Raw genomic sequence first — 21,212 nt, 5'->3', positions numbered from 1 at the left:
TAAAAATTAAATTTTACTTAAATAAAAAAATATCACATTTATATACCAACTATTCTTTATTAACTAGAATAATTAGTATACTATAAATGTGATATTTACCACTTACTTATTTAAAAAATATTTTACTTTCTTAAGTTGTCATATAAACTTAATCTTTTATAAAATATAAAAGATTAATTATATTAATTTAAAGCTGCTATATTAGCTTCTATTAAAGATTTTGTATTAGAAAAATATAAGCTATATCCTAAGTTATTTGGATATATTCCACCCTTAGTTGTTAATTTAGCATAAGGGGCTGGATCCTTTGTAAATACTGTAGCCATATCTAGAACCTTTAGATCATTAGCTTTTCCAATGTCTTCAATTATAGTTGTATATTCATTTTTCTTTCTAAGAGAATTCTCTATTATAGGAACTATAGAAATATCCTTATTTCTTTCCTTTAAATTCTTAACTATTTTTTCATAGTCTTCTTTGAATTCATTAGGTTTAAGTGCTTTTTGATCATTTTCACCAAATATTATGTAAGCTAAATCAAAGCTATCTTTATTTTTCTCTAATTCCTCTAAACCTACTTTAACTGTAGCTTTATCTTGGGATAAATTAGTTATATTAGCCTTTGATTTATATGTTTCTTCTAGCCACTTAGAAAGACTACTTGTCCAATTACCACTTTCATCTGTTTTTCCTTCACTAAGTCCTACTCCATTACCTAAAACTAATATATTAACTTCTTTACCATCTTTTATTTTTTCATAAGGACTTGATGTTGAAGCTTGCTTTTCATTATTTTCAGACTTATTACTTGAATCTGTACTGTAAATTTCCATATTTTTAGCTAAAGTTTTCTTATCTCTTATAGTTCCTACTCCTATAACTACTGCTAAAGCTATTATTAAAATTATTATTGAAATATCTAGAACCTTAGATTTACTTCTGTTAGAAGAATTTCTTTTAGGATTTTTAACTCTTTTTCCATTCTTCATATTTTTCCTCCATATTTTTATTTGTGAGATAAATTGTTATATACTATATATTTTATCTAAAAATTGGACATTTTTACAGTACATTTTGTAAATTAATTAAGTAAACATATAATTTTTATAAATATATTCTTATTAAACATATATTCAGTTTATTATTCCCTACATTTCATATATAGATTTACCTCAAATAAATTACTGAAATCTCTAAACTTAATATCTCCCTGATTTTTATATACTGCTTGTTTAACATTTTCTAATCCTATTCCATGATTCTTAATATCAATCTTACTACTTAAAAACTTTCCATTCCGTTTCTTAATCTTATTTTCCTTAGAGTTAATTATTTTAATATGTAATTGATTTAAACAAATTCTAGCACTTACCTGAATAAATTTCTTTACTGACCTCATATTGTCACATGCTTCAATGGCATTATCTATTAAATTTCCAAATACTGTACAAATATCTATAGGATCTATATTTAGTTCGTAGTTCACTACTAAATCAAAACTTATATTTATATTTTTTTCTTTACATATTCTAGATTTTTCCAAGCATATAGCATTTATTATTTTATCAGAACAAATATTACTATTTTTACCATCAGGAATTCTATCACTTAATTTATTTATGTAGTCACCCATGCTTTTATAATCTTCATTTTCCAAAAAGTATTTTATTACATTCATATGATTGTTTATATCATGTAATACTTTTTTACTATCATCATAGTTACCAATTACTTTTTCATAATAATACTTTTGATAATCTAATTGATTTTCTAGTAACTTTAACTTCGATTCCAATTTTTTGTCCTTATATTTTCTATATACACATGAATATACTACTCCCAAATATATTGTGATATTTATTGAAATTATACAGGCCTTATATATATAAATACCACTTAATTTTATACTATCAAATACTTTAATCGATAATATAACTGCTATTGCTAAAATAACAGTAAATATAGTGTAATTTTTTATAGTAATCACCTTATTAGAGAATGCAATTCTAAGTAAATACTTTATGTACAAAATTGATCCTATTAGCATAACACAAATTAATGCCATAAATAGGTTAAATAATTTACAGTCTAAAATTCTTAGTATATTTAAGTCAAAAAGCATTATTGAATATACTAAAAAAATTATGTATCTAGCTAAATATACAGCCAATAAATATACTGATGTTATTGTCAAACTTACAAACATTTCATTGATTACAGCAATATGTATAATAGAAAATATTATTATTGCCTCAGCCATGCAATAAAAAATACTAATCTTAAAATTTAAATTCATAAATAAAACTAGTATGCTTATGAAACCTATACTTAGAATTCTCTTTTTTAAGGTTAACTTTTTCCTTAACTTAAAAAAAAACATAATTCCTAATGAAACTATATATATATTATATAAAAAGCTAGTAAAATAGTTGAATTGCATATTGCTAAATACCATTAACCATTTCTAGTAAATATTTTTTCAAATACTTTTTATAACATCTTCCAATAGGAATACTAATTCCATGTTTAAGAATAATTTTATTTTTTAATATAGCTTCAACTTGAGACATATTTACCAAATAACTTCTATGGCACCTTAAAAAATTTTTATCTTCTAACTCTTCTTCTAAAACTTTTATTTTCATACTAAAATCTATATTTTTATTTTCTAGATTAGCTGTGATAGTCTTATTGTTAACTTCAAAGAATAAAACTGAAGATAAATCTATAAAACTTATTTTTCCATTTATATTAATTGTATATGTTGATGGACTAGCATAATTTAAACTCTTAATCGCTCTCAAAAATTCTTTTTCTAATTTATTAGAATCAACTGGTTTAATAAGATAATTTAAAGCTCCAACATCATAGCCATCAAATACATATTCATTACTTCCAGTTATAATTATTGCTTGAAATGATGAATCTATTTTTCTCATTCTCCTAATCAACTCAATTCCATTCATTTCATCCATAATTATGTCACATAAAATTATACTATATTTTTTAATATTTCTATTGTAGATATTAATTAATTCACTTGCAGAATTAAATTCATCAATACTTATTTCCATATTATTTTTAGCACATATTTTTGAAATCATCTTTTTTACTATAGCACATTGAAATTTCTCATCGTCACATATAGCTATATTCAACATATTTTCCCTCCTAATAATGTTAACAAGCCACGTAAATTATAATAATTAACTCAATCTTTCAATAATTCATATTAAACATATCATGTCAAATATATATCCATCAATATTTTTTCTATTTTTGTAATTATTTGAAAACTTTCTGTTAAATATAATAAACTTCTAAACTAATTTTTTCTACTTTCCAAGCGTAAACTACACATTTTCAAGCGTAAACTGCAACAAAAAAACTTTCTACTTAAAATAATAAAATATTTTTAATAGAAAGTTTTTTAAACTTAACTTATTTTAACTTTTCTAAAGTAGTTATCCTTTTCATCAATATAATGAAAATATTTTTCTTTTTTTAATAACACTATCTATTACGTTTTAAGGTTTATTAGTCTAAAAGTGAATTATCCTCTTTTACTAATTAAATGAATAAATTGCATAAATAAAATTTTCATATCAAAACCATATTCTTAAAATATTTGTCTTAATAACTTACCATTTTCATCTTCTACTATAAATAATATTTTAAATTCATCATTATATGTAATTTCTTTATTACTTACTTTTTTACATATTCATTTTAAGATAATATTGCTATTTCTTCATTTGCAAATAAATTTTTACTCATTTTAACATCTATTAATAATCTCTTATTTAATTGTATATAAAAGTACCCTACAAAATAGACTTTTTTAAATTATCTATTCTATAGAGTACATTTTATAATTTGTATGAACTTTATTATATAATAATTAATTCAAAGATATTTTAATGTGATATTATCGTTAACACAATAATTCAAATTTCTTAGCTATTAACATATTATTCTTTTTTTCTCTTTTTATATTCTTTCCATTTCAATACCACAAGTAATCCAAGTGAAATTATAAGTATTACAATATAAAATCCAATGTTTGTGGTATCGCCTGTTTTAGGAACATTTATTCCATTTGGCTTATATGGTGTTTTAGAAATCTCATTAATTTTATTTTTTTGTTTGTAAATGTTATAAAAACATATTTCTTCACATTTTTCATTATTTTCATTTTTCACAATAATTTGTGGTATTAAATGATTATTTTCTGCATTTTTTACATATACAGTTATCTTATAGCTATTTTTATCATATATGTAATTATCTTTAGATTGCGTTATCTGTTGAATTTGATAGATATACACACCACCATGTGTATAAGCTAATGGAATAGTAAACTGCTTATCATTTCCATCTATATTAAAGATAAAACTTCCATTTTTACTTTCTTCTGGCATAGGGGCATTTTCACTTATTGCCTTTAGCTCGTATTTTCCAATCATGTCTATTGCTTTTGAATCTTTCGTATATACATTAAATTCCTGTCTAACTATCAAAGGAATATTTGCTGTATTTTCAGTAGCATATACTCTAGTGTTTGGAAGCAATATAAAGCTCAATGCTACGATAGCCATAAGGATTTTGTTTCTTATTTTCTTTGTTTCCATATGATTATCATTTCCCTCCTCATTAACTCATGTTTTCCGTCTTATCAGTAATTCTACCTATTAATATATGCCTTCCGTTCGTTGAATTTGATGAACATGTTGAAAGTGCAACAAAATGATCTTCAGGTTGAAATGGTAGATTTCTGAAATGTTCTGCTTTTCTTTTAACATATTCCAGATACATCTTATAATCATCAATCCCATAAAGTCCTGTGTTATACAAGACAGAATCATAAGCATCCGCATATAAGAAGGCAAAGAATTCTATTTTATGCCATTTATCCTCATAGTATAACTCTCCATATTTATGTTTTTCAAAGAATTCTTTATTTTCAAAGTCTTTCAGTTCTCCAAACATGGCTTTCTTTTCCATATTATGACCATAAATGATGTTGTTAATATCAGAAAAGTTTTTTTGATTACGGGAGTCTAAGAAAAGACTTCCAGATAAAGAAAATTCACCTTTTGCATCAGTATTGACATATTTAGAGTTATTAGATGCTTGTACTAAAGGATAATTCACATGTGTTCCGTTTACAATAAGCCATCCGAATACTTCTGGATTGATTTTTTGTAACGCCTCAAAAGACATCTTATCTTCTGAGGCTGGTCTATAACTCTCATATAAGGAAGCATCTGCATGATGATATATCTGTTTAGAATCCCACACAGCATATACCCCATAGAACAGAACTGGAAGAAAACATAATATAATCAATATGTTCACAATATTATCTGCAATATAAATGACTTTCTTCCAAATATTTATCATTTATCTTATAGTTTTACGTCTTTTTATAATAGCTAAAGCACCAAATCCAAGGACAGCAAAACTAATCATTAGAATAAATGGAATATTATTCATAACAATACCTGTGATAGGTTTGTCATTATATGTGTTTGTAAATGTTACTTTGTTTTCACCTTCACCAATTAAGTTATCATTAGAATTTGACTTAGATGATATACCATCTTTTTCAGCTACCGTACGATTATTAGAAGTCTCATTTCCATTTTCAATTACTGTTATAGAAGGTGTATATCCATCACTAGCACCTATCTCTTTTACTTCATATTTTGTTCCTGCTGGAATACTTTCAAACTTAAGTTTATCTCCATTTGCTAATTTAAAAGTTTCTGTATTTTCAGCTGTATATGTTACAGGCTCTATTTTACCATCTTTTCTAATAATATTTCCTTCGAATTTTGTTATGTCAGATGTTGCTGATTTTTTTAAATTAATCTGAAACTCAAACTGTTTTGTTAAGTCAGCTAAATCTCCTATTACATTCTTTTCTATAAGTAAAGAAGTGTCCTTTTTATATGTATTAACAAACTCAATTGGAGCTTTTTCACCTCCATTTTCTGATGTAATGGCTTTTACATAAGTTTTTCCATCCATAGCGTTACTATTTGCAACATACACATGAACTTTGTATTCTTTTGTATCATATGTAATACCACCTACTCCCTCATTCGTTTCTTTTACATTATAATCATATTCTCCTGCATGTGGGAAATTTCCAAAAGTAATTTCAGTTGTTTTCTTTACACTATATTTTCCATTTGATAAAGTTCCATTATCCCCTTGTGTATAATTAATATCTCCAATTGTTGCATCTGGCGCATCATTAGTTATTTTTTCTGCTGTAAACTTGAATGTTGCACTAGGTGTATTAATACCTTCTGGAAATTCAAAATTCTTTGTAATTGTTGCTTTTGCAGGATTCTGTTCTGTACCTTCTACCCCTCCAGAAGGTAAATTTGATGCGAATACATTTGTATTCATACTCATAAACATTGCTCCACTTAATAATAATGCACTTAATTTTTTCTTGTTTATCATATTTTCGTCTCCTTTTTTATAGTATTTTATAAACCTCTCCTACGGATTAAGGTTATTATAAGTCCCTTGATTTCTTTTTCTTTCACTATTCCATAGATTCGGCTATCCTTTGCATTGGTTCTGTTATCAGCTAATACGAAATATTCTCCTTCTCCAAGAGTTATAGGAAACTGTATGCCTTCCTTATATGGCAGCGTTTCTGTGTATATATTATTCTCCTGTTGGAGATACCCATTAATTTTCAATCCTTTATCAGTTATATCAACAGTATCTCCAGCTTTAGCAATGATTCTTCTTATTTGCTTTTCTCCATCTTTTTCAACTACCACCGTATCTGATGGCTTGTAATCCTTTTGCAAACGATAGTAGATAGCTAAGTCTCCGTCCTTATATGCAGGCGACATCATATTGTTATTACATCTAAAAATCCCAAATATAAACAAAAATGTAATTGCTAATAGTGTTAAGAAAATAAGAATTTTCAGACCAAGGAACAGCAAATCATCTTTTATTGAAATTTTTTTAGTTATTTCACTTTTTCTCATCTTTTCAGTCCTTTATTCAATTGTAAAAGAACTACAATCATGACCATAAGTATTCCTATAGAAAAAATCACCATTCCAACCATTGTACCTTGCTCTGTTGTGGTTGATATACCAGTTGTTGGAACAAACTCTTTGTTGTTAACTACCTGTACTTTTGTATCCTGTTTCAATTCACCTGTTGTGACTTCGTTATTTCCATTATAGGTAGTTAAATAGCCATTTTCATTAGCTTCTTTTTCCATAACTTTATATGTAACCCCATATGGTAAATCCTTGATTGTAATCTCTTGTCCATGTGATAAAGTTATAGTTGCTTTTCCTTCTATAAAAGTAATCTCACCATCAGAAGGCTTTATGCTTTCTTTTTTGTACCTGTCATCTACACTACCAATGTAATTAAATTTACCATTGATAGGCTTTCCATCTGCTTGCTTTAATGTAAGCTCAAAGTTAAATACCTTCGTCTTGTCACCCAATTCTCCTATAACTTCTTTACCAATAGTCAAATCAGGAAGTTCTGTATTGGTTACAATAAAACCATTCTTAGCATCGCCTGTGATATTGCTTTCATATCCAGAAATAGTTGTCTCTGACACAGAATAATTGATTTTCTGTTTTGTTTCTGAATTATATTCAGGTTTATTTTCAAATGTGTGTTTCCAATTGTTATCTGCATTTAAAATCACTTTGTCTACTTCAATACCATCTGCAAAAAGCTTGATTTCTGCTCGTTCACTAGTTTGTCCTACCCAGACCTTTTCAACCGGAATTGAAATTGTCTTTAATTCATTTTCAACAGCCCACAATTTGCCTTCTGTGTCCTGATCTGATATTGTGAATTCCAATTTTGGTGCAATAAGAGGATTAAAAGCAATCCATTCTGGAGCTGAAATCTCTTTTACTTCATATTTTCCTACAGGAAGACCTTTTACATTTGCAATACCTTTATCATCAGTTGTTAGTAATAATTCTTTTTTACCATCTTTGATAACTGTATTATCAACTCTTCTCATCTTAAACTGAACATCTTTAATTGGAATACTTTTATCTTTTAATGTTTTTATGATTTTTAATTCGCCTTTTACAGTTCCATTAACTCCAGCATCTGCATTAATATTTTGTACGCTATGGTTAAAGGATTCTCCATTTACAGCTGGCTTATTATACTCTTTAAACCATGCTTTTGTATTATTAACGAATTCTTTTTGTTTCGGATTTGTAATCTTAGTTTTATAAAAAATATTAATAAACTTTTGTGTGGAATCCTCTTGTGAAATGTTTACTGTTATTTTATTTTCTGATACCGATATATTTGAATTTGGATATTTATTATGGAATTCCCTTATCGCTTCTTTTCCTTTAAACTTTTCTACATAACCATCATACCAAGTTACTACTATTTCAAAAGAATCAGGTTCTAATGTTTGTCCGCCTTGGATTTCATCTTGAATATAAACGTTTTTTTCAGAATATACCTTGCTTGGATTCACCAGTAACCACCAATTGACATGATTTGTATCATTGGTATACATACTACCTGTTTTATAATAGAATACACTAGTTGTACCTGATTCTGGTTTGGTTATATTTACATCTGCCCGCTTTGAACCAGATATAATATATGCTATTCCTGTGTGTTCATGATTACCTGAGGTAATGTTTCTTCCTTGCAAAGTAAATGTTGCCCATCCACCAACATCATCTAATTTATCTATTTTATCATTAAATGTAAGTGTTGCACCTGTTTTCTCTATTACTGCTTGACCAACATTTTGGTCTTTTATATAAAGTGGAATTGTTTTTTCATATCCTTCAAAAAATACTTCCCCTGAATTTGTCCATTTGACAGTTATAGTATCTCCACTTTGTATATTTCTTTGATGATTTTCTTTAAATTCCAAACGAACCTGAACGTTTCCACCATCATTTATACTATTTGGAGTAGCCACTAGGCTTGTAACTACCTCATTACTGATATCTCTTCCTCTTTGAATAGAAGAAGCAGAAACAGAAAAATTTGATGATATGCATGTAAAAAGTACAATAACCATAAATAGCATGCTAAAAATTTTTTTATTTATTTTCATAACTCCTCCTTTATATATATTTTCTTCTTTATTTTGACAAACACACCTCCTTTTTAATAAATATAGCTATAAAACAAACTTTCCTTTTAGTACTTTGACATAAAAGTTATAATTATGATTTTAATGTTTTTTTCTATAAACTTTTCATCCCATGGAATATTTGAAAGAAATCTAATTATACTAGTTCGATGACTTGCCTTAGTAAGTTATGCTACGTTTGAAACTTTACCTTTAAACCCTTTTGATATCATAGCATTCATTATATCTTCTAAATGCTTTATTTGTGGCTAGTTAAATAAAAATCGAATTTTTAATTTATGTATTGATGATTCATTTGCTATAATTGTATTCTGAAACATTTATGTTTAACCTTTTGCTTTCATTGTTATGTAAGAACTCAATTACAACAAGGATTTATCATAAATGTTTGTTATCTTATTCAGTTATAAAATTATTCAAGTATTTTTACACTATTATAGTTTTAACTTCTTATTCTCAAAGTATTTATATCATCATAGATTCACTGGCTCAATAAATCTGGCGTGAATTACACCTTTCTTTACGTAAACGTAAATAACAAGATGTAAAAATCTATTATTGTATTAACTAATAAATTGGTGTAATATTGAAATTATCGTAGTTTTATTGGAAAAATTTAATTCGTTATTTAGAGGTGAGTATTATGAAAAGTTCAATAAGAATTAAAAAAATACTAAGTTTAATTCTGTTAATTATAATTTTCTTTTGTGTAATGAAAATATATCAAAAACGTTTAGGATATTATACTGATTCAAAAGATTATGATAGCTTAAGAATTCTTTCTCCTCTATCTGATTCTTCTATTAACAAAGATCCAGAGGAAAACAAGAAAGATATAGAAAATGAAAAAAATTTAAAAAATATAAATCCAGACTATAAATTTTGGATAAATGTTGAAGGAACTAATATAGATTTTCCAGTGGTTCAAGGAAAAGATAATGACTTCTACTTACATCATAACTTTAACAAAGAAAAAAGCTTCTCAGGTTCAATCTTTGTTGACTCAGAAAACAATTTAAATGAGGATTCTAATATAGTTGTTTATGGTCATAACATGAGAAATGATACTATGTTTGCTCAAATTAAACATTTTAAAAATGAAAATTTCTTCAATGCAAATAAATATATAACTCTTTATAGAGATGGAAAAAAATCAACATTCGAAATTTTTTCAGTTTACCAAGAAAATGCTAAGGACTTAGAATCTCAAATAAAAATCAAATTTTCAAATAAAGAAGAGTATGAAAAATATTTAAAAGAACAAGAATCAAAATCACTATTTAAAAGAGAAGGCATAGATTTACAGGATAACGATAGAATCTTAACTCTAATAACCTGTGGATATGATTTTGTTAATGCTAGAATAGTAGTCGTAGCAAAAGAAATTGATTAAAAAACTTAAAAAATATAAAAAAGACAAGCAAAAAGCATCCAATTAAAGTTTGGATGCTTTTTACTTATTCAATAAAATTATGTTAATAATATTTTCATAACAATTTGAAATTTCAAGTTTATTTTATAAATATTTATTACACAATAATTTATTCATATATCTTATCTATTTTCTTATTTAAACTAATCAGAAAAGCTCATCTGCAATTAATTTTATAAAGTTATTTTCTTTCCAATGTATAGTATCTAATACTAAGTATGGATTATCTGTAATTATACTGTCTACATTTAAATCTATTAATCGTTCCATTTCACTCTCATTATTTACACTCCATACGAAAATTTGTTTCCCCATATCATGTACATTATCAACTGTAGTTTCATTTACAAATGTTGATTCTATAGAGTATATATCAACAAAATCCCAATCATAAAAATCACCATAAGCAAAAGCTGTTATATAACAAGTAATTATATTTGGATCTATCTTTTTCACTTCTTTTAATATATTTTTGTCCATGGAACCTATTATACATTGATTACTCATTTTATTTTCTTTTATTAAATCCACTACTTTTTTAACTACATCATCTTTTTCATGACCATGTAACTTTATCTCTATTAGTAATTTTATTTTTCCTTTAGAAAACTTTAAAACTTCCTCAAGAGTAGGCATTTTCTCGCCTTTATAATTTTCGTCAAAATGACTACCTGCATCATATTTTTTAATTTCATCATAATTAGCATCCCATACATTTTTATTAACTCCTGTAACTCTTTTTAAGTTAGAATCATGAGTTATTACTAGTTGACCATCCTTAGTTTCCTGCACATCAAGCTCAGCATATTCTGCTTTACTATCAGCTGCAATTTTAAAAGCAGCTAATGTATTTTCTGGTGCTAACAAAGATGCTCCTCTATGAGCTGTAGCTGTGGTATTATAAAACATTTCTAGATTAAAAATACTTTGACTATTATTAGAAAAAGCAAATGCTTCTATATCAATAACTACTACTATAATTACTAATTTTAAAAACTTTTTTAATACTCCTCTCTTTTTAAATCTTCTCTTATTCTGAACTTTATTTTTGCATATATCAATACCTTTATATTCATAATAAAGAGTTAAAAAGAAGCCTATACTTATTAAAAATAAAAATATTCCTCCAATAAAAGCAGAATAATAGTTAAACATAATACTTCTACTTATAAATAATTCTTTCAATCCATTCATATCAGTAACATATTTGGTCCATACTGCAATTAAAAAAATTCCAATAATATTAATTAAAAATCCAACTAAATACATAATAGTAAATAAACTTATGGAATAAAGAATTATTTTAATTAATTTTCCCTTTGTAAACTTCAAACTCTCTTTTACTGCCCTATTAAAACTTTTAGTATTTAATGTTATTTCGTAAATACTAAAAATCCATCTACTAACCAATATATATAATAGTAAGAATATAATTGTATAAATTATATTTAAAATAGTATTTGAGTATATGTAGTCTAAAATATATTCTGGTACTTTTATACTTCCTACTAACCCAGAAGTTAAATTCAAATTAGTAAGTGGTATTATTAGCAATACAAATATAAATAACAATATATTTTTAGGATTTAATATTACTAAACTTCTTTTGAAAGCAGCAAAAATCAACTTAGACACCTTAATTTTATGGCCTTTCCTCGCCTCATCAATACATATGATTACAGCAGTTATTTCAAAGAACATATAAAATCCTAAAATTATAATTGATATTAACATTAATATTATTGATGATGGATTAGTTAATATCTTAATTAGATTTTCCGTAACAAGATACACATATCCTGATCTTTTTATTGATAAATTTATGAATAATTGAATAATTGGCCAAATTAATATTAAAGCCAATCCCTTATGGAATAATTCAAAAACAAATAAAGTGCTTAAATTATAATTCATTAACCATATAAAGTTTCTAAATATTTTTTTATTCATAGTCATCCTCATTTGCAACTTATTTAATATACTTCTTCCTCAATAATTTATTTCAAAAAATTTTTATAAAACAAACTATCCTAATAAAAATATATTGTTAATTATAACTTAAAAAAGTTCATAATTAAACTCCTATATATTATAAAAACATATAAAAAAAGTTAATTATGAACTATTATTCTATACTGTATTTTAAGTGGTTTTCCATATGCTTCAAGTTATATATAACCATATCTATTCTCTAATTAAAGATAGAAAATTCTTTTTTATTTAAAGATATAAATTAAAAGCTAAACTTTAAGTAATAATTCTAACTTTAAGTTAATTATAGGTATATAGCTGAGCTCATTTCCACTAAAACCCATCATTATAAAACTTTTTTCTTTAGCCTCCAAAGTTTTGAAACATAATCTCCCTGAAGTTCAGGAATATTTAAACCTATATACATAAGTTCATCTCCACTAAGCACTCTATCTTCTCCTATTATTTCATACTCTGAATCCTTATCTAAAGCTGTAAGTTTTAAATTGCTAAAGCTTTCATTTACTAAGGCCCACTGTCTAACATAACTTACAACAACCTCATTCTTATCTTCTGAAATCATCATCCATGCTACTTCATTACTATTAAAAGGACTCTTTAATCTATACAAAGCTCCAAATTGCACAATTTCTCTAATTTCTTTATATAAACTTATTTGTTCCTTTAGTTCTTCCTTTTCTTCCTCACTTAACTTAGTTATATCAAGCTCATATCCAAAGTTTCCAGCCATAGCAGATACCCCTCTAGTTTCAAGTGGGGTTATTCTATTAGCTTGATGATTAGGAACTGCTGAGACATGGCATCCCATAGAAATTGGAGGATAAACCATAGAAGTTCCAAACTGTATTTTTAATCTTTCTATGGCATCTGTATCATCACTTGTCCAAGTTTGTGGCATATAATAAAGTATTCCTGGATCAAATCTTCCACCGCCACCTGAGCAGCTTTCAAATAATACATTAGGGAATCTACTTGTTATTTCCTCCATAACCCTATATAATCCTAAAATATATCTATGTGCTGTCTCTCTTTGTCTCTCTGAAGTCAATCCTAAAGAACCCACCTCTGTCATATTCCTATTCATATCCCACTTAACATAAGATATATTAGCACTTTCAAGAATTTTACTAACAGATTCTATTATATAATCACATACTTCTTTCCTTGATAGGTCTAATATTAACTGACTTCTTGCCTGTGATCTAGTTCTTCCTGGAATATGAATACACCAATTTGGATGCTTTTCATAAAGCTTACTAATAGGTGAAATCATCTCAGGCTCAAACCATAATCCAAACTCTAGGCCCATATTATTTATATCCTTAGCAAGTTTACTAAGTCCACCCTTTAATTTATTCTCATTAACAAACCAATCTCCTAAGGAACTTTTATCATCATTTCTATTTCCAAACCATCCATCATCAAGAACAAAAAGTTCCATTCCTAGCTTTGAAGCTTCTTTAGCTATTTCCTTTATCTTAACCTCATTAAAGTCAAAATATGTGGCTTCCCAGTTATTTATAAGCACAGGTCTTACCTTATCTCTATAATTTCCTCTACACAATCTCTTTCTATAAAGATTATGATAAATTTGAGACATGCCATTTAGTCCCTTTGAGGAATAAACTAATACAACCTCTGGTGCTTGAAACTCTTCCTTTGACTCAAGTAACCATTTAAAATCTAAAGGATTTATTCCCATTTGAGCCCTTGCATTTCTATACATATCAACTTCCACATTGGCTAAAAAGTTTCCACTATAAACTAAGCTAAAGCCATAAACATCTCCATATTCTTCATTGGTCTCCTTACTACATAGGGCCATAAAAGGATTTTGAGCATGGCTACTTGCCCCTCTTCTACTTTCAATAGCTTGGCTTCCACTTCTTAAAGAATTTCTAAGAATATGTCTCTCTCTTCCCCAAGATCCTGAAAGCTGAATAAAATCAAATTCATCAGTTGTAAAATCTACATTGGCACTTAAAACTCTCTCTATATTTATCTTTTCATCACTATTATTCACTATCTTTAAACTTCTTGTAATAGCATCAAAGTTTTCAAAAACATTGTATGTTAATATGACTTCTAAGTTTTTTAAAGAATCAACTAAAGTTATTTCTAGGGAAGTAGCCTCTTCCTCACTTTCAACATACACAGCTGGTAAACCTGAAGGCCTTTGCTTTCCTTCGTAAATTCTATGTGACTTATATCTTAAATCAGTAGCTGATGTACCATCTTCATATTGAAACTCTAAACTTGGACTTCTTAAATCAGTAGCTCCAAAGGTTGGACACTCTTGAGGTATTAACTCTAACTGAAATCCACTTATATTATCAGTATCAGCTGCAAAGCTTCCAAAACCTCTTCTTCTAACAAAATACTCTAAGTTATCAACTTTTAACTTTCTTCCCCAATACAAATGACTTAAATGTCCTGTCTCCATAACCTTCAAAACATAACTTGTATTCTTTGTCCTTAGATGAAAAGTTTTAAAATTCTCATTATAATTTATACTCATAATTCTCATAAAGTTACCTATTAACTCTTTCCCCCTATATTAATACTAATATTTTGTATGCACTCTTCTAAATCCCTTTTAACTTATAAAGAAAATTTAACCTTTTAAGAAAACCTTAACAAAGCTACTAATAGCTATAAATAAAAGTCTTAATTAAACTAAATTCATTATAAAAGTTAAAGCAAAAATCTAAATAGTCTACATACAAATTATCCTTTAATAGCATTATATATTTAATTTACTTTAAATTAAATATATAAATAAAAAAAGTTCTACTTAAAAAAGTAGAACTTTTTGTGGTTGCGGGAGCAGGACTTGAACCTACGACCTTCGGGTTATGAGCCCGACGAGCTACCAGCTGCTCCATCCCGCGTCATTAAATTGTTTCTTCAACTTGTATTAAGTATATTCCTAATTCTCTAATAAGTCAAATGTTATTTTAATAAAATATTTTTTAATTCTATATTAAATACTCTTAGGCTACTTATAGACTCAATAAGAAATTTACTTTTTTATTTTTATAACTTAAATATCTTTCTTCGTATTATATTTAATTTAGCAATTTTAATATAAATATAATATCCCCAAACTCCACTTAAAGTATTACATATAAGATCATTTACTTCAAAAAACCTTTTTGTATTAGGAAAAACTAAAGATAATATAACTTGGGAACTCTCTATGAATAAAGACATAAAAAAACAGAATTTTAATACTGTACTTAATGAAGGTATATATGAATCTTCTTTTAACTTATTTTTATTCTGCAATTCAAAGCTTTCTAAAATTTTATTGATTTTATCTATAATTCCTTTTCCTAAAGTTAATTTTTCTTCATCTATACTGTAAAAATAGCAAAGAAAAAATGCCATTGGACTTAACATAATTGAATTTCCTATTAGCTGATAAATAACATCTCGCAATCCTCCTTCATGGTATATTTGCTTTATACTCCACAGAGGACTAAGCCAAATTTCTGGCGGATTATAAATAAGATTATTTCCCCAAGCTATGGTCAATGGAAAATACACCTTAGAAGCAACTCCAATTAAGTAAATACAAAATAAATCAAAGATAAATTCTTCATTAGAATATATTTGCTTATATGTGTATTCTTCCTTAATTATTCCTTTAATTTTAATTGCTCCTCTAAATAAACAAAAGAGTATAATTCCTACTACTAAAAATGTGTTTTGGGAAATAATAATCATAAATTCTCCTTTTAATTCTAAGCTTTAATTAATATATTATTTAAGTTAATGTTGACTTCTAAATACAGTATTAATACTAGAAAGACTTCTATTATTCATTAATATAATCTTATATTCTTTAGAAATCAAAATCTCATAAAATAAATAGCTTTATATTACTTTATTAAGTATAGCCTCTTTATTTTTATTTTAATCAGATTAATTATAAAAATAAGCTGTATCAAAACTCCTTAAACCTCTTACAAACCTAATTACAAAATCAATGAAATTAATTAGGATTTTTAAGTTTATTTATGAGTTATTTTGATACAGCTTTCTAAAATTAAGCTTCTGTTACAAGCTCTTCTTCTTTATCCTTTTTTTCTTTACCATTTGCTTCAGTAAAGATATTTTCTGTAGCAGATAATTCTCTTAAGTAATCAATAAACCCATCTCTAAGATCTGGTCTTCTTAAAGCATACTCAACAGTTGCTTCTAAGAATCCAAGTTTATCTCCCACATCATATCTTCTTCCTTCAAAGTCATAAGCATACATAGCTTCTTCGCTCATAAGCTCTAAAAGTGCATCTGTTAATTGAATTTCTCCACCTTTACCAGGTTTTGTGTTTTCTAATATATCAAATATTCTTGGAGTTACTATATATCTTCCTAATATAGCAACATTTGAAGGTGCTTCTTCTGGTGATGGCTTTTCAACTAAGCCTTTTACTTTATAAACTCTACCTTCAATATGTTTTCCATTAACTATTCCGTATTTAGAAACATTTTCCTCTGGAACAGTTTGAACACCTAATACACTAGTTCTATATTCATTATAACAATCAATTAATTGCTTTAAGCATGGCTTTTCTTCATTATAAACTACATCATCACCAAGTAATATGGCAAAAGGCTCATCCCCTACAAAAGTCTTAGCACAGTAGATAGCATGTCCAAGTCCTCTTGGTTCTTTTTGTCTTATATAATGGATATCAACCATGTCTGATATATCTCTAACTAAATCTAAAAGTTCAGTTTTTCCTGACTTTTCAAGTTCCATTTCAAGTTCCACATTACGGTCAAAGTGATCCTCAATTGATTTTTTACTTCTTCCTGTAATAACAAGTATTTCCTCTATACCTGAAGCTATAGCTTCCTCTATTATGTATTGAATAGTTGGCTTATCAACTATTGGAAGCATCTCCTTAGGTTGTGCCTTTGTTGCAGGTAAAAATCTAGTACCAAGACCTGCTGCTGGTATTATAGCTTTTCTTATTTTATTGTTCATCCTCTTATCCCCTTGTAAATCAAAATTTTAATATTAAGTTCTAATTTAAAGTGCCTTTGATTTTGAAATATACCTGTAAGACCATCTTAATAAGCAATTAGTGTTGCATTATATACGTAAGAATAATAGCGTTAAGAAGCTTTTATTGTTTGAGCATAGCGAGTTTAAAAGCTTTAGCTATTATTCTGAAGTAGATAATAGCAACTCTTTGCGAAATTAAGTTAGGTCTTGAAGGCTATTTCAAAATCAAAACTAACTAAAAATAAAGCTTAATATGAAGTTTATTTAAAGTTTTTCATTCCAACGCATTGCCATTTCCAGAAGTCTTTACACATGTCCTCTAAGTTTTTCTCAGCCTTCCATCCAAGTTCTTTTTCTGCCTTTGATGGATCTGCAAAACTTATGGCAATATCTCCTGCTCTTCTATCTACTATTTTATAAGGTATTTCCTTACCTGATGCCTTTGAAAAAGCTTTTATTATATCTAGTACAGAATATCCTTGTCCAGTTCCTAGATTATATGTGCTAATTCCAGAACCATCCTTTAACTTTTTCATAGCTGCTACATGTCCTCTTGCTAAGTCTACAACATGAATATAATCCCTTACACCAGTTCCATCTGGAGTGTTATAGTCATCTCCAAATACTCTTACATAGTCTAACTCACCATCAGCCACCTTTGAAACATAAGGCATAAGGTTATTTGGTATTCCATTAGGTAATTCTCCAATTAATCCACTTTCATGAGCTCCAACTGGATTAAAGTATCTAAGAAGTACAATATCCCATGAATTATCTGATATATATAAATCTCTTAAAATATCCTCTGTTATAGACTTACATCTACCATATGGATTTGTTGCAAATCCTGCTTGAAGCCCTTCATGTACAGGTACTATTTCGCTTTCTCCATAAACAGTAGCTGAAGAACTAAATATAAATTTCTTAACATTATGATTTCTCATACTTGTTAAAAGATTTAAAGTTCCAATAATATTGTTATTATAATATTCTAAAGGTTTTTCTACTGATTCCCCTACTGCCTTAAGAGAAGCAAAGTGTATAACAGCATCTATTTTTTCATTTTTAAATACATTATCTATATCTTCAAAATTTACTAAATCGCCTTCGTAAAACTTTATATGCTTTCCTGTTATTTTTTCAACTATATCCTTAACTTCTTTTCTACTATTTACTAAGTTGTCAATAACAACTACAGAATTATTATCATCCCTTAATAATTCTACTATTGTATGGCTTCCTATATAGCCAATTCCACCAGTTAATAATATATTCATTTAAACTTCTCCCTCACCAAAAAATTACAGCTTAAATTATAGCATAAATTTATTTAAAAATTCAAATTATATACTATTTATATAGCAAATTCCCCCTTTATTGCTTTAAATATACTATTATTTTTTAATACATCTTTTATTATTTTTAATACTCTATCTTCTCTAAAAATATCATTACTTACTACAAATGTCTCTTCTATTATCTCTTCTATTAAATTTCTTCCCTCTATAATATCATCTTTTAAAAGCTCTGCTGCTTCCTTCCATTTCAATAAGTTATCTTCTCTTATTAAAATCTCAACTTCTTCTATTATTTCCTCACTTATACTTTCCATAATATATTCTATGGATTTTTCAAATTCTAAAATATTTATATCCTTTCTTATTTTATATGGACTTAATAAAAAGGTCTTTATACTATTTTTTATTGAAGTTTCTAATAGTCTCTCTGGACATAGGCTTTTATACTCTCTTCCTCCAAAGTTATAAGCCATTTTTAAAGAAAATTCTTTAAGATTCTTATCATAGCTTCCTCTTACTCTTCTTATAAATTCTCTCTTAACTTTCCTGTTAATTCCTAGGGATAATATTGCTAATCTTCCATATTTATAAGATGGCTTATACTCATTTATTAAGGAGCTTTTTTCTTTTATTCTATTTATTAAAACTTCTTCACTTTGATCTATTATTTTTTCTATCAAATCCTTACTACTTACTATCTTTTCCTCTTCATCATAGGTAAATATTACTCTCTCCATTATTAAATTTAAATAATACTCTTCCCTTCCCCTAATTATTATTGAAGCCTCTTCCTCTCCTAATTCCTCCAATAAATTTTGAAAGTTATCTTTCAAAAAAGAGTTAAAAATATTAGGCATATGATATGCCTCTTTTTCATTTAATGCACTTATAAAATCACTTTCACTATTGTCAAATTGATGATAAAAATAATCCTTATAAATAGATTTTTCATAAATATATATATTAGTTTTATTTAAATATCCATTTATAATTAAGTATTTTAAAACTTCTAAATTTCTTTCAAAAGCCTCTTCTTCAGTATTAAAAAGCCATATTACCTCATCACTACTAGCTAAATTTCTTCTAGTCTCATAACTTAATAATTGATTCCTAAATTCATTAATGTTTCCACTATAATCGGCTAAAATAAAATCCTTCTCTTTATTATGTAAAATTTCTTCTCCCCTAAAATTCCCTTCCAATCTTATATCACTAAATATTAAATTGCTGTTATTAGGATTATACTTCTCATTAAAAAGACTCTCTAATATATAGAAAAACTTTGATTTTAATTCCTCTTGAGATTTTTCTTTGTAATCATCCTTATAACCTATATGAAAATAAATATAAGCTAAATCTTCAATATTATCTAAAGAATACTGATTTAAATCCTTATTATTAAGCAAGTTCTCCTTAACTAAAAACTCATTATTATTAAAAACATAACTTTTTCCACTTTTTCTTTCCCTAAACTCAAGCTTATATTGAAAAATATTATGCAAACTATTTATCCTAAATAAAAACTCTTCCAAAATCCCCTTAAGCTCTATTTTTTTATTAATAATGCATTGTGAGTATGGCGTTCCAATAAATTTAAACTTATTAGAATCCGATTTAAAAATCACTTCAAAATTTGGAGCTCCTATATTATTAAAAAACTTATTTACCAATTTATCTTCTTTTGCTTCATTAGTATTTTTATACGCTTCACTAAACTTTTCACCTGATCCAATAAGATTAGAAATTAATTTCTTTCTATATTCATAATCCCCACCTAACAACTGAATTTTCTTTTTAAATTCAAAGTTAAATCTAGACCTAATCTCCTCTCTTATAAAAATTTCAAAGGATTTATTACTATTCTCCCTCAATTCAAATTCTTCTAGTTTAAGAAGTTTAGAAAACTCTTTTAATTCCTCTTCTAATTTCTTATTAATATTATTATGAGAAATTCCAATAAATTTTTCTAAAATACTTTTTTTAAAATCATAATAAAACTCTTCCATAAAATGAGTATTATCAAAAACAATTTTCATAGATTTCTCACTATACTTTTCTAAGCTTTTTAAAAAGCCGTAATAATTTTCATAACAATCACTATTATTTATAATGCTCTTAATTTCATTAAGAAACTTGTTAGCTGCTTCATAATCCTTCCCTACATCAGAGCCTAAACTTTTAGTTATAATTCTTCCATTTCCCTTATAATCCTTTAAAATAGGGTGCTTAAAGTTTACTGTAAGAACCCCCTTATTCTTTGGCTCTAGTAATGAAACTCCCTTTTCTCTTAACTTATTCATAAATTCACCTTCCATAATCCAAATA

Annotated in this window: 15 protein-coding genes, 1 tRNA gene and 1 pseudogene; 1 reads left to right on the top strand and 16 read right to left on the bottom strand. The window is 26.8% G+C overall.

Going from position 1 to position 21,212, the window contains the following annotated elements; translation table 11 throughout:
* Positions 1 to 182: 182 nt before the first annotated feature.
* The 9 genes and pseudogenes from GOM42_RS02785 to GOM42_RS02745 all read right to left on the bottom strand — a co-directional run bounded on the left by GOM42_RS02785 (position 183) and on the right by GOM42_RS02745 (position 9,109).
* Complete coding sequence (locus GOM42_RS02785; RefSeq protein ID WP_057230747.1) at positions 183 to 989, bottom strand: SGNH/GDSL hydrolase family protein; 807 nt, start codon at positions 987 to 989, stop codon at positions 183 to 185.
* A 152-nt stretch (positions 990 to 1,141) separates the two neighbouring features.
* Positions 1,142 to 2,380: a sensor histidine kinase gene (locus GOM42_RS02780; RefSeq protein WP_158276353.1), complete on the bottom strand. Its 1,239-nt coding sequence runs from the start codon at positions 2,378 to 2,380 to the stop codon at positions 1,142 to 1,144.
* A gap of 64 nt (positions 2,381 to 2,444) precedes the next feature.
* Positions 2,445 to 3,161 carry a LytTR family DNA-binding domain-containing protein gene (locus tag GOM42_RS02775; RefSeq protein ID WP_057230744.1) on the bottom strand — a complete coding sequence of 239 codons (717 nt, stop codon included), beginning with the start codon at positions 3,159 to 3,161 and terminating at the stop codon, positions 2,445 to 2,447.
* A gap of 398 nt (positions 3,162 to 3,559) precedes the next feature.
* Positions 3,560 to 3,777: pseudogene (locus GOM42_RS02770) on the bottom strand (IS3 family transposase); the annotation flags it as partial.
* Between the two features lie 194 nt (positions 3,778 to 3,971).
* Entirely contained in the window at positions 3,972 to 4,631 is a 660-nt protein-coding gene (locus GOM42_RS02765; protein WP_057230742.1) for an FctA domain-containing protein, read from the bottom strand.
* Positions 4,632 to 4,653: 22 nt separating this feature from the next.
* Complete coding sequence (gene srtB, locus GOM42_RS02760; protein ID WP_057230740.1) at positions 4,654 to 5,403, bottom strand: class B sortase; 750 nt, start codon at positions 5,401 to 5,403, stop codon at positions 4,654 to 4,656.
* On the bottom strand, positions 5,404 to 6,477 hold the full coding sequence (locus GOM42_RS02755) for an FctA domain-containing protein (protein WP_057230739.1): 1,074 nt from the start codon (positions 6,475 to 6,477) through the stop codon (positions 5,404 to 5,406).
* Positions 6,478 to 6,503: 26 nt separating this feature from the next.
* A complete protein-coding gene (lepB, locus tag GOM42_RS02750) occupies positions 6,504 to 7,022 on the bottom strand; it encodes a signal peptidase I (RefSeq protein WP_057230736.1) in 519 nt (172 codons plus the stop codon).
* The gene (locus GOM42_RS02745; protein ID WP_057230734.1) at positions 7,019 to 9,109 is read right to left on the bottom strand and encodes a Cna B-type domain-containing protein; all 2,091 of its coding nucleotides are present in this window, start codon (positions 9,107 to 9,109) and stop codon (positions 7,019 to 7,021) included. The genes lepB and GOM42_RS02745 overlap by 4 nt, the downstream gene beginning before the upstream one ends.
* Before the next feature lie 682 nt (positions 9,110 to 9,791).
* Here GOM42_RS02745 and srtB (GOM42_RS02740) point away from each other — a divergent pair.
* Positions 9,792 to 10,541 (top strand): class B sortase, encoded by a 750-nt coding sequence (gene srtB / locus GOM42_RS02740; protein ID WP_057230731.1) that lies wholly within the window; start codon positions 9,792 to 9,794, stop codon positions 10,539 to 10,541.
* A gap of 186 nt (positions 10,542 to 10,727) precedes the next feature.
* Here the strand turns inward: srtB (GOM42_RS02740) and GOM42_RS02735 are convergent, their stop codons facing one another.
* The 7 genes from GOM42_RS02735 to GOM42_RS02705 all read right to left on the bottom strand — a co-directional run bounded on the left by GOM42_RS02735 (position 10,728) and on the right by GOM42_RS02705 (position 21,187).
* Positions 10,728 to 12,530: a glycerophosphodiester phosphodiesterase gene (locus GOM42_RS02735; RefSeq protein WP_057230730.1), complete on the bottom strand. Its 1,803-nt coding sequence runs from the start codon at positions 12,528 to 12,530 to the stop codon at positions 10,728 to 10,730.
* A 367-nt stretch (positions 12,531 to 12,897) separates the two neighbouring features.
* Positions 12,898 to 15,099 (bottom strand): alpha-galactosidase, encoded by a 2,202-nt coding sequence (locus GOM42_RS02730; protein ID WP_057230728.1) that lies wholly within the window; start codon positions 15,097 to 15,099, stop codon positions 12,898 to 12,900.
* A gap of 288 nt (positions 15,100 to 15,387) precedes the next feature.
* A tRNA-Met gene (locus tag GOM42_RS02725) sits at positions 15,388 to 15,463 on the bottom strand.
* 145 nt (positions 15,464 to 15,608) lie between these two features.
* A complete protein-coding gene (locus GOM42_RS02720; RefSeq protein ID WP_057230726.1) occupies positions 15,609 to 16,301 on the bottom strand; it encodes a VanZ family protein in 693 nt (230 codons plus the stop codon).
* Positions 16,302 to 16,623: 322 nt separating this feature from the next.
* Positions 16,624 to 17,568 (bottom strand): UTP--glucose-1-phosphate uridylyltransferase GalU, encoded by a 945-nt coding sequence (gene galU, locus GOM42_RS02715; RefSeq protein ID WP_003455278.1) that lies wholly within the window; start codon positions 17,566 to 17,568, stop codon positions 16,624 to 16,626.
* A 281-nt stretch (positions 17,569 to 17,849) separates the two neighbouring features.
* The gene (gene galE / locus GOM42_RS02710) at positions 17,850 to 18,866 is read right to left on the bottom strand and encodes a UDP-glucose 4-epimerase GalE (RefSeq protein ID WP_057230722.1); all 1,017 of its coding nucleotides are present in this window, start codon (positions 18,864 to 18,866) and stop codon (positions 17,850 to 17,852) included.
* 77 nt (positions 18,867 to 18,943) lie between these two features.
* On the bottom strand, positions 18,944 to 21,187 hold the full coding sequence (locus tag GOM42_RS02705) for a hypothetical protein (protein WP_057230720.1): 2,244 nt from the start codon (positions 21,185 to 21,187) through the stop codon (positions 18,944 to 18,946).
* Between the last annotated feature and the right edge of the window lie 25 nt (positions 21,188 to 21,212).

The organism is Clostridium sp. 16K-1-R1 (genome assembly GCF_023921145.1).
In the GTDB taxonomy this organism is placed as follows: domain Bacteria; phylum Bacillota; class Clostridia; order Clostridiales; family Clostridiaceae; genus Sarcina; species Sarcina perfringens.
The sequence above is the reverse complement of the archived record's forward strand: the minus strand, read 5'-3'. Positions and strand labels throughout refer to the sequence as shown.

Excerpts from the sequence above, each read along its gene's own strand:
- GOM42_RS02705 (WP_057230720.1), bottom strand. The coding sequence starts at position 21,187 with ATGAATAAGTTAAGAGAAAAGGGAGTTTCATTACTAGAGCCAAAGAAT.
- GOM42_RS02735 (WP_057230730.1), bottom strand. The coding sequence starts at position 12,530 with ATGAATAAAAAAATATTTAGAAACTTTATATGGTTAATGAATTATAAT.
- srtB (WP_057230731.1), top strand. The coding sequence starts at position 9,792 with ATGAAAAGTTCAATAAGAATTAAAAAAATACTAAGTTTAATTCTGTTA.
- GOM42_RS02755 (WP_057230739.1), bottom strand. The coding sequence starts at position 6,477 with ATGATAAACAAGAAAAAATTAAGTGCATTATTATTAAGTGGAGCAATG.
- GOM42_RS02745 (WP_057230734.1), bottom strand. The coding sequence starts at position 9,109 with ATGAAAATAAATAAAAAAATTTTTAGCATGCTATTTATGGTTATTGTA.
- galU (WP_003455278.1), bottom strand. The coding sequence starts at position 17,568 with ATGAACAATAAAATAAGAAAAGCTATAATACCAGCAGCAGGTCTTGGT.
- GOM42_RS02720 (WP_057230726.1), bottom strand. The coding sequence starts at position 16,301 with ATGATTATTATTTCCCAAAACACATTTTTAGTAGTAGGAATTATACTC.
- GOM42_RS02730 (WP_057230728.1), bottom strand. The coding sequence starts at position 15,099 with ATGAGAATTATGAGTATAAATTATAATGAGAATTTTAAAACTTTTCAT.
- GOM42_RS02765 (WP_057230742.1), bottom strand. The coding sequence starts at position 4,631 with ATGGAAACAAAGAAAATAAGAAACAAAATCCTTATGGCTATCGTAGCA.
- GOM42_RS02780 (WP_158276353.1), bottom strand. The coding sequence starts at position 2,380 with ATGTTTTTTTTTAAGTTAAGGAAAAAGTTAACCTTAAAAAAGAGAATT.
- galE (WP_057230722.1), bottom strand. The coding sequence starts at position 18,866 with ATGAATATATTATTAACTGGTGGAATTGGCTATATAGGAAGCCATACA.
- GOM42_RS02785 (WP_057230747.1), bottom strand. The coding sequence starts at position 989 with ATGAAGAATGGAAAAAGAGTTAAAAATCCTAAAAGAAATTCTTCTAAC.
- srtB (WP_057230740.1), bottom strand. The coding sequence starts at position 5,403 with ATGATAAATATTTGGAAGAAAGTCATTTATATTGCAGATAATATTGTG.
- lepB (WP_057230736.1), bottom strand. The coding sequence starts at position 7,022 with ATGAGAAAAAGTGAAATAACTAAAAAAATTTCAATAAAAGATGATTTG.
- GOM42_RS02775 (WP_057230744.1), bottom strand. The coding sequence starts at position 3,161 with ATGTTGAATATAGCTATATGTGACGATGAGAAATTTCAATGTGCTATA.